The sequence below is a fragment of the Streptomyces sp. NPDC014861 genome, assembly GCF_043081625.1.
Classification (GTDB): domain Bacteria; phylum Actinomycetota; class Actinomycetes; order Streptomycetales; family Streptomycetaceae; genus Streptomyces.
Genome location: NZ_JBIBWV010000013.1, coordinates 173,640 through 186,146 on the forward strand (window position 1 = coordinate 173,640; position 12,507 = coordinate 186,146).

The following is a 12,507-nucleotide window of genomic DNA, read 5'->3' on the forward strand; positions in this document are numbered from 1 at the left end:
TGTCGCGGCGGAGACAAGAACTCCTCCCGGTTTTGTCTCCGCTGTGACAAACGCGGAAGCGGATCAATGATTTTGCGCCAGAGCTATTGTCCGGGTGATCCAGAACGGCCTACCGTGCGCCCGCGGCGCACGCGCCGCGCACGCCTGCTGGAGGTGGGATGGGAATCGAAGTAGTCGTTGAGGGGCTGACCATGTCCTTCGGCAAGCAGAACATCTGGCAGGACGTGTCGCTGACCTTGCCGGCCGGAGAGGTGAGCGTCATGCTCGGCCCTTCCGGCACCGGAAAGACCGTCTTCCTGAAATCGCTCATCGGACTGCTCAAACCCCAGCGGGGCCGCGTCCTCATCAACGGCGTCGACATGGTCAGCAGCCCCGAGCGGGACATCTACGAGACCCGCAAGCTCTTCGGCCTCATGTTCCAGGACGGCGCCCTCTTCGGCTCCATGACGCTCTTCGACAACATCGCCTTCCCGCTCCGCGAGCACACCCGCAAGCGCGAGTCCGAGATCCGGCGCATCGTCATGGAGCGCATCGAACTCGTCGGCCTGCTCGGCGCCGAGGGCAAACTCCCCGGCGAGATCAGCGGCGGCATGCGCAAGCGCGCCGGACTCGCCCGCGCGCTCGTCCTCGACCCGCAGATCGTGCTGTGCGACGAGCCCGACTCCGGCCTCGACCCGGTCCGCACCGCGTACCTCTCGCAGCTCCTGATCGACCTCAACGCGCGGATCGACGCGACGATGCTGATCGTCACCCACAACCTCGACATCGCCGCCACCGTCCCCGACAACATGGGGATGTTCTTCCGGCGGAACCTCGTCACCTTCGGCCCCCGCGAGGTGCTCCTCACCAGCGAGGAACCGGTCGTCACCCAGTTCCTCGCCGGCCGCCGCGAAGGCCCCATCGGCATGTCCGAGGAGAAGGACGCCGCCACCCTCGCCGCCGAGGCCGACCGGGCTCCCGCCGGCGGGCCCGGCACCCCCCGGGTCATCGTCCCGCAGCTGGAGCCCTCGCCCGGGCTGCCCGCCCGCGCGGCCGTCGCCCGCCGCCGGCAGCGCGTCCTCGGCATGCTGGACACGCTGCCGCCCGCCGCCCGCACCGCCATCGAGGCCACCTACGCGGGCCGGGCCACCGCGCCGACCGTCCCGATACCCGTCACCGGGAGCGGCTCGTGATCGGCGGAGCGCTGCGGCAGACCGGCCGCCTCTTCGCCCTCGCCGCCGAGGTGAGCCGGGCCGTCTTCCGAAGGCCCTTCCAACTCCGCGAGTTCATCGAGCAGTTCTGGTTCGTCGCGAGCGTCACCATCCTCCCGGCGGCCCTGGTCTCCATCCCCTTCGGCGCCGTGATCGCCCTTCAGGTCGGCTCGCTCACCCAGCAGTTGGGAGCCCAGTCGTTCACCGGCGGCGCCAGCGTGCTCGCCGTCATCCAGCAGGCCAGCCCGCTCATCGTCGCCCTCCTCATCTCCGGCGCCGCCGGCTCCGCGATCTGCGCCGACCTCGGCTCCCGCAAGATCCGCGAGGAGCTCGACGCCATGGAGGTCATGGGCGTCTCGCCGATCCAGCGCCTCGTCGTCCCCCGGGTCCTCGCCACCATGGCCGTCGCCGTCCTCCTCAACGGCATGGTCTCCGTCGTCGGCACCCTCGGCGGCTACTTCTTCAACATCGTTCTCCAGGGCGGCACCCCCGGCGCCTACCTCTCCAGCTTCTCCGCCCTCGCCCAGCTGCCCGACCTGTACATCAGCGAACTCAAGGCGCTGATCTTCGGGTTCATCGCCGGGATCGTCGCCGCCTACCGGGGCCTCAACCCCCGCGGCGGCCCCAAGGGCGTCGGCGACGCCGTCAACCAGGCCGTCGTCATCACCTTCATGCTGCTCTTCTTCGTGAACATGGTGCTGACCGGCCTCTACCTCCAGATCGTCCCGCCGAAGGGAGGCTGAGACGATGGCCTCCCCGCTCGCCTGGCTCGACCGCTCCGGCGACCAGCTCCTCTTCTACGTGAGGGCCCTGCTCTGGGTCCCCAGGACCCTGCGCCGCTACCTCAAGGAGGTGCAGCGGCTCCTCGCCGAGGTCGCCTTCGGCTCCGGCGGCCTCGGCGTCGTCGGCGGCACCGTGGGCGTCATGATCGCGATGACGCTCTTCACCGGAACCGTCGTCGGCCTCCAGGGCCACGCCGCCCTCGAACAGATCGGCACCGCCGCCTTCACCGGCTTCGTCTCCGCCTACTTCAACACCCGCGAGATCGCCCCGCTCGTCGCCGGCCTCGCCCTCTCCGCGACCGTCGGGGCCGGCTTCACCGCCCAGCTCGGCGCCATGCGGATCAACGAGGAGGTCGACGCCCTCGAAGGCATGGGCATCCGCTCCATGCCGTACCTCGTCACCACCCGCATCATCGCGGGCGTCGTCGCCATCGTGCCCCTCTACGCGATCGGCCTGCTCTCCTCCTACCTGGCCTCCCGCACCGTGACCGTCTTCTTCAACGGCCAGTCCCAGGGCACGTACGACCACTACTTCAACCTGTTCCTGTCACCGACGGACGTCCTCCTGTCGATGCTGAAGGTGCTGATCTTCAGCGTGATGGTGATCGTCGCCCACTGCTACTACGGCTTCCGCGCCTCGGGCGGCCCCGCCGGGGTCGGCATCGCCGTCGGCCGGTCCGTGCGCAACGCCATCGTGCTGATCAGCGTCACCGACTTCTTCCTGTCCCTGGCCCTCTGGGGCGCGACCACGACCGTGAAGGTGGCGGGGTGAGATGAACGCTCCACGAGGCCAGACCCTGCGCCGCCGCACCGCCGGCGTCGTCTTCCTGCTGGTGCCCGCCCTGCTCGCCTGGCTGGCGGTCGCCGTCTACGACAAGAAGTTCACCGACTCCGACCCGGTCGTCGTCGAGACCGGCAGCGTCGGCAACGAGATGCACCTCGGCGCCGAGGTCAAACTCCGGGGCGTCGTCGTCGGCGAGGTCCGCGCCATCGACGCCACCGGCACCGGCGCCCGCCTCACCCTCGCCATGCGCCCCGGAGCCCTGGACCACGTCCCCTCCGACGTCCGCGCCCAGATGCTGCCCACCACGCTCTTCGGCGAGCGGTTCGTCGCCCTCGTCCCGCCCGCGAAGCCCTCCGAGCGGCGGCTCGGCCCCGGAGCCGTCATCCCCGAGGACCGCTCCGGCAACGCCATCGAACTCCAACAGGTCCTCGACAACGTCATGCCCCTGCTCACCGCCGTCCAGCCGCAGAAGCTGTCCGCCACCCTGTCGGCCGTCTCCCAGGCCCTCGAAGGACGCGGCGACACACTCGGCGACACCCTCGCCCGGCTCGACAGCCACCTCAAGAAGTTCAACCCCCAACTGCCCGGTCTCACCCGGGACCTCAAGGAACTCGTGAAGGTCAGCCACCTCTACGCGGACGTCGCCCCGGACATCGTCACCGCGCTCACCGACTTCACCACCACCAGCGGCACCCTCGCCGAGCAGGAGGCCGCCCTCTCCGGCACCCTCGGCGCCACCACCCGCACCGCCCAGGACCTCACCGCCTTCCTCCGCAGGAACAAGGACACCATCATCCGGCTCAGCTCGACGAGCCGCCCCACCCTGGAACTCCTCGCCGAGTACTCCTCCTCCTTCCCCTGCACCCTGCGCACCCTCGCCCAGTTCGTGCCCGCCATGGACAAGGCGCTCGGCAAGGGCACCGACCGGCCGGGACTGCACGTGAACGTCACCACCGTCCCCTCGCGCGGCGCGTACCGCCCCGGCCACGACACCCCCCGGTACGGCTCCGGCGGCGGCCCCCGCTGCCACCCCGTGCCCTACCTCGGCGTCCCCGTCGCACCCGCCGCCCGCGCCTCCGCCGCGGCCGCCCAGGACCTCGGCCCCGCCAACACCCCGCAGGAGAACGACCTCGTCACCGAACTCCTCGCCCCGGGCGCCGGCCGGCCGGCCGAGGCCCTGCCGGACTGGAGCAGCCTGCTCGCCGGCCCCGCCTTCCGAGGAGCCGAGGTGACCCTCCGATGAGAGCGAAGCAGACCCACACCCGGCGCCGCGGACTGACCGGCACCGTCCTCAAGTCCCTCGCCTTCGTCCTGGTCACCGCGCTCGCCACCACCGTGCTCGGCTTCAGCATCGCCAACACCGGCGTCGGCTCCGACACCCGCTCCTACAAGGCGCTCTTCACCGACGTCACCGGCCTCGTCGCCGGCGACTCGGTGCGCGTCGCCGGCGTCAAGGTCGGCGAGGTGACCGATGTCCGCGTCGTCGAACGGCGCACCGCCCAGGTCACCTTCACGGTCCGCGAGGACCGCACCCTGCCCCGCTCCGCCACCGCCGCCGTGAAGTACCTCAACATGGTCGGCCAGCGGTACGTCTCCCTCGGGCGGGGCAGCGGCGAGGTGACCGGCACCCTCGGCGACGGCGAGACCATCCCGCTCGACCGCACCACCCCCGCCCTCGACCTGACCCTGCTCTTCAACGGCTTCAAACCGCTCTTCGAGGGCCTGTCGCCCGCCGACGTCAACGACCTCGCCGGCTCGCTCGTCCAGGTCCTCCAGGGCGAGAGCGGCACCGTCGACAGCCTGCTCCGCCACATCGGTTCGCTGACCAGGACCGTCGCCGCCAAGGACAAGGTCATCGGCGACGTCGTCACCCACCTCAACACCGTCCTCACCACCCTCAACGACCGCGAGGCCGGCTTCGAGGACCTCGTCGTCACCCTCCAGAAGCTCGTCACCGGCTTCGACACCGACCGCAAGCCCCTCGGCGAGGCCGTCCAGGCCATGGGCGCCCTGACCACCACCACCGCCGGGCTCTTCCACGACGCCCGCGCCCCCCTCAAGAAGGACATCCGCGAACTCGGCCGGCTCTCGGGCACCCTCGGCGCCCACACCCCCGCCATCGAACGGTTCCTCGACCGCACCCCCGACAAGCTGACCGCCCTCGCCCGCCTCTCGTCGTACGGCTCCTGGTTCAACCTCTACCTGTGCGAGGCGCGCGTGACCGGCGTGAAGACCTCCGACGGCTCGAAGCCGCCGACCGGCATCGCCGTGACCGAACCGAGGTGCCGCGGATGACCCCCCTCCTCAAGCCCGTCAAGGAACGCAACCCGATCTCCGTCGCCGTCGTCGGACTCCTCCTCCTCGGCCTCCTGGCCGCCCTCGCGTACAACGTCGAGCGGCTCCCCCTCGTCGGCGGCGACACCACCTACAGCGCCGACTTCTCCGAGGCCGCCGGACTCGACACCGGCGACGAGGTCCGCATCGCCGGCGTCAAGGTCGGCGAGGTCACCGGCGTCGCCCTCGACGGCGCCAAGGTCAAGGTGACCTTCGAGGTCGGCGACGCCTGGGTCGGCGACCGCTCCACCGCCGCCATCGCCATCAAGACCCTCCTCGGCGAGAAGTACCTGGCCCTCGACCCGCTCGGCGCCGCCCGCCAGGACCCCGGGACCCGCATCCCGCTGGCGCGCACCACCTCCCCGTACGACGTCACCCAGGCCTTCCAGGACCTCAGCGGCACCATCGACGACCTCGACACCGGCAAGCTCGCCGAGAGCTTCCGGACCATCGCCGACACCTTCGAGAACTCGCCGCCGCACGTGCGCAGCGCCGCCGACGGCCTCTCCGCCCTGTCCAGGTCCGTCTCCAAGCGGGACACCGAACTCGCCCGCCTCCTCAAGAACAGCGAGCGGTTCACCAAGACCCTCAAGGACAAGAGGTCCAGCTTCGAACTCCTCCTGGAGGACGGCGGCTCCCTCCTCGGCGAGCTCAGCAAACGCCGCGACGCGATCCGCGCCCTCCTCAAGGGCAGCAGGGCCCTCTCCACCGAACTCAGCGGTCTCGTCGGCGACAACGACCGGCAGCTCGGACCCACCCTGAAGGCCCTCGGCCGGGTCACCGGCGTCCTGGAGAAGAACAGCGGGCAGCTCGACAGGACCCTCGCGCTGCTCGGCCCCTACTACCGGCTCGTCGGCAACACCCTCGGCAACGGGCGCTGGTTCGACAGCTACCTCTGCGGCGTCGTCCCGCGCCGCTACCTGCCCGAGGGGTCCCAGCCCAAGACCGGATGCATGCCGCCCCGGCCGAAGCCGGCGGCGAAGGGGAACGGTGCGTCATGACCAGGATCAGGAAACCCCTCACCGCGGGACTCACCCTCGCGGTGCTCGCCGCCTGCGGACTCGTCGCCGTGCGCGCCCTCGACGAGGAGGGCGTCCGCGTCACCGCCTACTTCGACCGGGTCGTCGGCATCTACGCCGGATCCGACCTGCGCGTCCTCGGCGTCCGCGTCGGCGAGGTCGAGTCCGTGGAGCCCCAGGGCACCCGGGTACGCGTCGCCCTCCGCCTCGACGAGGGCGTACTCGTCCCCGCCGACGCCCGCGCCGTCGTCGTCGCCCCGAGCATCGTCGCCGACCGGTACGTCCAGCTGGCCCCCGCCTACACCTCGGGCCCCGCCCTCGACGACGGCGCCGAACTCCCCGCCTCCCGCAACCGCACCCCCGTCGAGATCGACCAGCTCTACGCCTCCATCACCGAGCTCGGCACGGCGCTCGGCCCGGAAGGGGCCAACTCCGCCGGCGCCCTCTCCAAGCTCCTCGACACCGGCGCGAAGAACCTCAAGGGCAACGGCGAGGCCATCGGCGGCTCCCTCGACCGCTTCGGCAAGGCCGCCAAGACCCTCGACGGCAACAGTGAGGCGCTCTTCGCCACCCTCGGCAACCTCCAGAGCTTCACCACCATGCTCAAGGAGAAGGACGGCGACGTCCGCACCGCCCAGGAACGCCTCGACGAGGTGGTCGGCTTCTTCGCCGACAACAAGGACGACCTCGCCGGAGCCCTCAGGGAACTCGGCACGGCCCTCGCCCGGGTGAAGACCTTCATCAAGGACAACCGCGGCGAGCTGAAGAAGAACGTCGACCGGCTCGTCCCCCTCACCCGGACCCTCGTCGACCAGCGCGCCTCCCTCGCCGAAGCCCTCGACGTCGCCCCGCTCGCCGCAGGCAACCTCGTCAACGCCTACGACCCCGACACCCGCACCATCGACGGCCGCGCCAACCTCAACGAGATCAGCCTGGGCGGCCCGCCGCTGCCGCTGCCCGTGTCCGGGGACTCCGCGAGCGGGGGAACCCCGGCGAGCCCCGCCACCCCCGCGAACCCCGGAGAGGAGGACCGGTGAGACGCCCACGCCTCCCCTCGGGACGCGCCGTCGGCGCCGGAGCCGCCGCCGCGGTCGCCCTCGGCCTCGGGCTGACCGTCGCCCTCGGCGCGGTCCCCGCCGTCCCCGTCCGGTTCGACGGCATCGAGGACCTGCCGCTGCCCGGCGGCGCCGACCTCGGCGACCACCCGTACACCGTCACCGCCGAACTCGCCGACGTCCTCAGCCTCGTGCCGCAGGCCGCCGTCAAGGTCAACGACGTCGCCGTCGGCCGCGTCACCGCCATCGAACTCGACCCCGCCACCTGGTCCGCCCGCGTCACCCTGAAGATCAACGGCGAGGTGCGGCTCCCCGCCGACACCGGCGCCCGCGTCGAGCAGTCCAGCCTCCTCGGCGAGAAGTACGTCCAGCTCGTCGCCCCGCCCTCCGCCGGCACCGCCGCCCGCACCGGCGTCCGGCAGGCCGCCGCCCGCCGGGAGAGCGCCGGCCCGCTCGCCGACGGCGCCGTCATCCCCCTCGCCCGCACCAGCCGCGACACCGAGGTCGAGGAGGTGTTCGGCGCGCTCTCCCTGCTCCTCAACGGCGGCGGCGTCAACCAGCTCAAGACCATCACCCGCGAACTCAACGCGGCGCTCGGCGGACGCGAACCCCAGGTCCGCTCCATGCTCGAACGCGTCGACACCCTGGTGACGAACCTGGACGCGCACCGCGGCGACATCACCCGCGCCCTCGACGGCCTCAACCGGCTCTCCACCACCCTCGCCGGCCGCAAGAAGGACGTCGGCACCATCCTCACCGACCTCTCGCCCGGCCTGAAGACGCTGGAGAACCAGCGGGGCTCGCTGCTCACCATGCTCCGCGCCCTCGACACCCTGTCCGGCGTCGCCGTCACCACCGTCGAGGCGAGCAAGAAGGACATGGTCGCCGACCTCAAGGCCCTCGCCCCCACCCTCACCGCCCTCGCGGACGCCGGCGCCGACCTGCCCGCGTCGCTCCAGGTCCTGCTGACGTACCCGTTCACCGACGAGGTGCTCAAGGGCGTGAAGGGCGACTACCTCAACACCTACCTGCACCTCGCCGCCGCACCCGGCACCGAGGTGATCCCACCGCTCGTCCCCGAGGCCGCCCCCTCCTCCACCGCCGGCCCCACGCCGTCCCCGACGGACCCGAACGCACCCGCCGCACCGCTCCGCGGCACCGACCCCACCGCCCGGGGCGCCGAGTCGCCCCTCCCCCTGCCCCCGGTCCGGACGGCCCTCCCGTCCGGACCGGACACCACGCCGAAGAACGGAGGCGACCCCCGGTGATCACCCGTACCGTACGGCTGAAGAACCTCGCGTTCCTCGTCATCGCCGTCACCGTCCTCGGCTTCGTCGGCGTCCGCTACGCGGACCTCGGACGCTACGCCGGGGTCGCCGACCACTACACCGTCCGGGTCCACCTCGCCCGCACCGGTGGGCTGTTCCCCCACTCCGACGTCACCTACCGGGGCGTCTCCGTGGGCCGCGTCGGCGCCATCGACCTCACCGCGGACGGCGTCGTCGCCGAACTCCGCATCAAGAAGTCGGCCCCCCGGATCCCCGCCGACGCGCGGGCCGTCGTCGCCGGCCTCTCCGCCGTCGGCGAGCAGTACATCGACCTGCGGCCCGACAGCGACGGCGGCCCCTTCCTCGCCGACGGCGCCCGCATCGAACGCTCCGACACCCAGGTGCCCGCCCCGGTCACCGACGTGCTCAGCAGCATGGACGACCTCACCCGCTCCGTCCCCCTGGACTCCCTCCGCACGGTCGTCGACGAACTCGGCAAGGCCTTCGAGGGACACGGCGACGACCTCCAGGTCCTGCTCGACAGCGGCAGCGCCTTCGTCCAGGCCGCCGACGACGCCCTGCCGGTCACCACCCGCCTCATCCAGGACGGCGAGGTCGTGCTGCGCACCCAGGCCGACGAGAGCCGCGCCATCCGCGGCTTCGCCTCCGGCGCCCGTGAACTCGCCACCACCCTCAAGAGCTCCGACGCCGACCTGCGCAAGCTGCTCGCCGTCACGCCCGACGCGGCGGGCCAGGTCAGCGGCCTGCTGAACGACGTCGACCCGAGCCTCGGCGTCGTCCTCGCCAACCTCCTCACCACCTCGGAACTCGCCCTCACCCGGCAGCGCGGCATCGAGGAACTGCTCGTGACGTTCCCCGCCGCCGTCTCCGCCGGAGCCACCGCCGTCGACGGCGGACGCCTCAACATCGGCATGGCCGTCACCTTCTTCAAGCCGCTGCCCTGCACCACCGGATACGGCGGTACCCGCTACCGCAACGGTCTCGACCTCGGCACCGCGCCCGCCCTCAACACCGGTGCCGCCTGCACCAGCCCGGCCGCGACCGGCGTCAACGTACGCGGCTCGGCCCACGCGCCCAAGGGCGACGCCGTGCCCGCGCCGGCCCGCCCCCTCCTGCCGGACGCGGCGCAGCACGCGGGGAAGCCGTGGCTGCCGGGCGCGCCGGGCCTGCCCGGCGGGACCGACGGCCCGACCGACATGGCCGGACTCCTCGGCCTGGGCACGGGGAGCGGGCGATGAGGCGGGCCCGGGTCCTCTCCGCCACCGCCCTCGTGGTCGCCCTCGGCTTCTGCTCCACCGGCGCGTGGAGCTACGTCCAGGCCCGCACCGACCAGGAGCTCGCCTTCGCCCGCGAACGGGACACCGCCCTCGCCGAGGGCCGGCAGCGCCTCACCGTCCTGAGCACCCTCGACGCCTCCTCCCGCGAGCGCGCCGAGGCGGGCATCGCCGCCTGGCGCGACGCCTCCACCGGCGCGCTCCGCGCCGAACTGGCCCGCACCGAACCCGCGGTGGGCGCCTCCGCCCGGGCCACCGTCACCGAAGCGGCGCTCACCGCCCTCGACGCCCGCGCCGGTACGGCGAAGCTCATCGCCACCGTGAGCGTGGACGTCACCCCCGTGGGAGGCGCCGCCACCTCGGACCGCAAGCGCCTGGAGGCCGTGCTGACCCGCACCGGCGAGGACACCTGGAGGGTGGCGGCGCTCAGCGCGGTTCCCGTCGCCGGAGCCGAGGAGGACGAGTGACACTCCTGAACGACAGCGAGACCGAGCCCGGGACCGACGACGAGAACACCGATCCGGAGACCGAGCCCACTGCCCGCCTCCGTCGCCCCGCCGCCCGCCTCCGGAAGGCGGTCGTGCCCGTGACCGTCACCGCCCTCCTCCTCGCGGGCGGTGCGTTCCTCCACGAAGCCCACCAGCTCCGCTCCACCCCCTCGGCGCGGAACCAGGCGCTCGCCGACACCACCGCCACCCACCGGGTCGGCGGGGACGTCAGCGAGGGCCTGGCCCGGATCTTCTCCTACACGCCCACCAGTTCCGACGCCGCCGAGCGCTCGGCCGAGACCTTCCTGGCGGGCCGTGCGGCCCGCCAGTACAGCGACCTGTTCGCCCAGGTCCGCAAGAGCCTGGTCCAGCAGCGCATCACCCTCTCCACCCAGGCCGTCCGCACCGGCGTGATCGAGCTCCACGGCGACACCGCCCGCCTCCTCGTCTTCCTGGACCAGGTCTCACGGCGGGACAAGGGGCCCGCCACCTCGGCGGCGGCCCAGCTGACCGTCACCGCCCGGTTCCAGGACGACCGGTGGCAGATCACCGACATCAAGGCCCGCTGACGTTGAGCGGGAGACGGGAGCACCGCATGACACGCGCGGTCCGCACGGCGGCCGGCATCCGGCCGGTCCTGCTCGTGGCCCTCGTGCTCACCCTGGTCGCGGGCGGCTTCGCGGCCTGGACCGGCCAGGGCTGGTACGCGGCGGCCCACGACGACTCCGCCGCGTACGCCGCGGAGCGCGACCGGGCCCTCGCCGCGGGGGAGCAGGCCGTGCAGAACCTCAACACGCTCGACCACCGGAAGGTGGACGAGGGGCTCGACCTGTGGGAGTCCTCCACGACCGGCGAGCTGCACGCTCAACTCGTCGAAGGTCGTGACGAGTTCGCCGGTCAGGTGAAGGCGGCGAAGACGGTGACGACGGCCCGGGTGATCTCCGGCGCCGTCTCCGAGCTCGACGAGCGGGCGGGGCGGGCCCGGCTGCTCGTCGCCCTGCGGGTCACCGTCACGACCCCCGACAGCAAGAGCACCGAGAAGGACAGTCGCATGCTGGGCGAACTCACCCGCGCCGACGGCCGGTGGAAGCTCAGCGGCCTGGGGCAGGCCCCCGTGGGCGGCACGGCGTCCGGCTGACCGGGCCGCACGACAGCCCGCGCGAGCCACCCGCACCCGAAAGGACACCGCACGATGCCGACGCCCCGCCACCACATCGACCACCAGCGCCGCCGCCGGGCCCGCGCCGACCAGTCGGCCCCCGACCCCGGGACCCCGGTGGGCCTCCTGACCGGGCCCGAACCGCGGACGCGACGGCGAACGGCGGCGAAGCCCGTACCGGACCGGCCGGATGCCCCGGAGAGCGCGGCGGCGGGGGAGTCCGCGGCGGCCGAGGAGCACATGGCGGCCGGGGAGTCCGCGGCGAAGGGGCCCCGGCACCGCGTCTCCCTCCTCGTCCTGTGCGTCCTGACGCTGCTGCTCGGCGGCTTCGCGGGGTGGGCGCACAGCAGGGCGGGCGAGCTGCGGGCCGACCCGGCGCGCGCGAACACCGCCCTCACCGACCCGGCCCGCACCAGCGAGATCAAGGGACGGACGGCCGAGGCCGTCGCCGCCCTCTTCTCCTACGACCACACCGACGCGGCCGCCTTCGACCGGGCCGGGAAGGCCTTCCTCACGGGCAAGGCCGTCGCACAGCACCGGGCCCTCTTCGCCGGGGTGCTGGCCCGCGCCGCCGCGCAGAAGTCGGTGATCACCACGACGGTCACCGACAGCGCGGTCGAGCGGATCGACGGCGACCGCGCCCGGGTCCTCGTCTACGCCGACCAGAGCAGCGTCAGCACCGCGGGGACGAAGGACGTCAAGGGAGCCAAGGGCGCCAAGGGCCAGGCACAGGACCAGGGGGTCTACGCGGGAGCGATGTTCGCCGTGGACGTCGTCCACCACGACGGGACCTGGCTGGTCGAGGGCATCGACACCTTCGGCCGCTGAACCGGCGCCGCCGCCAGAGCCGCCAGAGCCGCCCGAGCCGCCAGAGCCGCCCGAGCCGACCGAACGGCCTGACCGGACCGAAGAGCCCGAGCCGACCGTAGAGCCCGAGCCGACCGTAGAGCCCGAGCCGACCGAGCGGCGTGCGGCGGGACCGGCACCGACCGAGCGGCCCGAGCAGACCCGGGCAGACCCGAGCCGGCCCGGGGGCGGCTAGGCCGTGTTTTGAAAATCGGCTCGGCGCCTCGTCCCGCATCGCGATGATCTGGGTGTGGGGCGAGGGGATCTTTCTGACGAACAGTGGGCTG

12 protein-coding genes and 1 pseudogene are annotated in these 12,507 nt (G+C 72.6%); all 13 read left to right on the forward strand.

Features of this window, described 5'->3' with window-relative positions; genetic code table 11:
• Positions 1 to 158: 158 nt before the first annotated feature.
• The 13 genes and pseudogenes from ACF1BN_RS24635 to ACF1BN_RS24695 all read left to right on the forward strand — a co-directional run bounded on the left by ACF1BN_RS24635 (position 159) and on the right by ACF1BN_RS24695 (position 12,202).
• Positions 159 to 1,172: an ABC transporter ATP-binding protein gene (locus ACF1BN_RS24635; protein ID WP_392333757.1), complete on the forward strand. Its 1,014-nt coding sequence runs from the start codon at positions 159 to 161 to the stop codon at positions 1,170 to 1,172.
• Between the two features lie 11 nt (positions 1,173 to 1,183).
• Positions 1,184 to 1,933, forward strand: a pseudogene (locus tag ACF1BN_RS24640) (MlaE family ABC transporter permease); the annotation flags it as partial.
• 4 nt (positions 1,934 to 1,937) lie between these two features.
• Positions 1,938 to 2,744: an MlaE family ABC transporter permease gene (locus tag ACF1BN_RS24645; RefSeq protein ID WP_392333758.1), complete on the forward strand. Its 807-nt coding sequence runs from the start codon at positions 1,938 to 1,940 to the stop codon at positions 2,742 to 2,744.
• 1 nt (position 2,745) lies between these two features.
• Positions 2,746 to 3,999 carry an MCE family protein gene (locus ACF1BN_RS24650; protein ID WP_392333759.1) on the forward strand — a complete coding sequence of 418 codons (1,254 nt, stop codon included), beginning with the start codon at positions 2,746 to 2,748 and terminating at the stop codon, positions 3,997 to 3,999.
• Positions 3,996 to 5,051 (forward strand): MCE family protein, encoded by a 1,056-nt coding sequence (locus ACF1BN_RS24655; protein ID WP_392333760.1) that lies wholly within the window; start codon positions 3,996 to 3,998, stop codon positions 5,049 to 5,051. The genes ACF1BN_RS24650 and ACF1BN_RS24655 overlap by 4 nt, the downstream gene beginning before the upstream one ends.
• Positions 5,048 to 6,091, forward strand: coding sequence for an MCE family protein (locus ACF1BN_RS24660; RefSeq protein WP_392333761.1), 1,044 nt, complete (start codon positions 5,048 to 5,050; stop codon positions 6,089 to 6,091). Before ACF1BN_RS24655 ends, ACF1BN_RS24660 begins: the two co-directional genes overlap by 4 nt.
• Positions 6,088 to 7,146, forward strand: coding sequence for an MCE family protein (locus tag ACF1BN_RS24665; protein ID WP_392333762.1), 1,059 nt, complete (start codon positions 6,088 to 6,090; stop codon positions 7,144 to 7,146). The genes ACF1BN_RS24660 and ACF1BN_RS24665 overlap by 4 nt, the downstream gene beginning before the upstream one ends.
• Positions 7,143 to 8,432 (forward strand): MCE family protein, encoded by a 1,290-nt coding sequence (locus tag ACF1BN_RS24670; protein WP_392333763.1) that lies wholly within the window; start codon positions 7,143 to 7,145, stop codon positions 8,430 to 8,432. Before ACF1BN_RS24665 ends, ACF1BN_RS24670 begins: the two co-directional genes overlap by 4 nt.
• Positions 8,429 to 9,691 (forward strand): MCE family protein, encoded by a 1,263-nt coding sequence (locus tag ACF1BN_RS24675; protein WP_392333764.1) that lies wholly within the window; start codon positions 8,429 to 8,431, stop codon positions 9,689 to 9,691. Before ACF1BN_RS24670 ends, ACF1BN_RS24675 begins: the two co-directional genes overlap by 4 nt.
• Positions 9,688 to 10,194 (forward strand): hypothetical protein, encoded by a 507-nt coding sequence (locus ACF1BN_RS24680; protein ID WP_392333765.1) that lies wholly within the window; start codon positions 9,688 to 9,690, stop codon positions 10,192 to 10,194. The genes ACF1BN_RS24675 and ACF1BN_RS24680 overlap by 4 nt, the downstream gene beginning before the upstream one ends.
• Positions 10,191 to 10,784, forward strand: a complete 594-nt coding sequence (locus tag ACF1BN_RS24685) for a hypothetical protein (protein WP_392333766.1) — start codon at positions 10,191 to 10,193, stop codon at positions 10,782 to 10,784. The genes ACF1BN_RS24680 and ACF1BN_RS24685 overlap by 4 nt, the downstream gene beginning before the upstream one ends.
• A gap of 26 nt (positions 10,785 to 10,810) precedes the next feature.
• Complete coding sequence (locus ACF1BN_RS24690) at positions 10,811 to 11,353, forward strand: nuclear transport factor 2 family protein (RefSeq protein ID WP_392333767.1); 543 nt, start codon at positions 10,811 to 10,813, stop codon at positions 11,351 to 11,353.
• A gap of 54 nt (positions 11,354 to 11,407) precedes the next feature.
• Complete coding sequence (locus ACF1BN_RS24695; RefSeq protein WP_392333768.1) at positions 11,408 to 12,202, forward strand: hypothetical protein; 795 nt, start codon at positions 11,408 to 11,410, stop codon at positions 12,200 to 12,202.
• Positions 12,203 to 12,507: the final 305 nt, after the last annotated feature.

What these genes read in the sequence shown, in the direction of transcription:
- ACF1BN_RS24635 (WP_392333757.1), top strand. Translation starts at nt 159, where the DNA reads ATGGGAATCGAAGTAGTCGTTGAGGGGCTGACCATGTCCTTCGGCAAG.
- ACF1BN_RS24645 (WP_392333758.1), top strand. Translation starts at nt 1,938, where the DNA reads ATGGCCTCCCCGCTCGCCTGGCTCGACCGCTCCGGCGACCAGCTCCTC.
- ACF1BN_RS24650 (WP_392333759.1), top strand. Translation starts at nt 2,746, where the DNA reads ATGAACGCTCCACGAGGCCAGACCCTGCGCCGCCGCACCGCCGGCGTC.
- ACF1BN_RS24655 (WP_392333760.1), top strand. Translation starts at nt 3,996, where the DNA reads ATGAGAGCGAAGCAGACCCACACCCGGCGCCGCGGACTGACCGGCACC.
- ACF1BN_RS24660 (WP_392333761.1), top strand. Translation starts at nt 5,048, where the DNA reads ATGACCCCCCTCCTCAAGCCCGTCAAGGAACGCAACCCGATCTCCGTC.
- ACF1BN_RS24665 (WP_392333762.1), top strand. Translation starts at nt 6,088, where the DNA reads ATGACCAGGATCAGGAAACCCCTCACCGCGGGACTCACCCTCGCGGTG.
- ACF1BN_RS24680 (WP_392333765.1), top strand. Translation starts at nt 9,688, where the DNA reads ATGAGGCGGGCCCGGGTCCTCTCCGCCACCGCCCTCGTGGTCGCCCTC.
- ACF1BN_RS24690 (WP_392333767.1), top strand. Translation starts at nt 10,811, where the DNA reads ATGACACGCGCGGTCCGCACGGCGGCCGGCATCCGGCCGGTCCTGCTC.
- ACF1BN_RS24695 (WP_392333768.1), top strand. Translation starts at nt 11,408, where the DNA reads ATGCCGACGCCCCGCCACCACATCGACCACCAGCGCCGCCGCCGGGCC.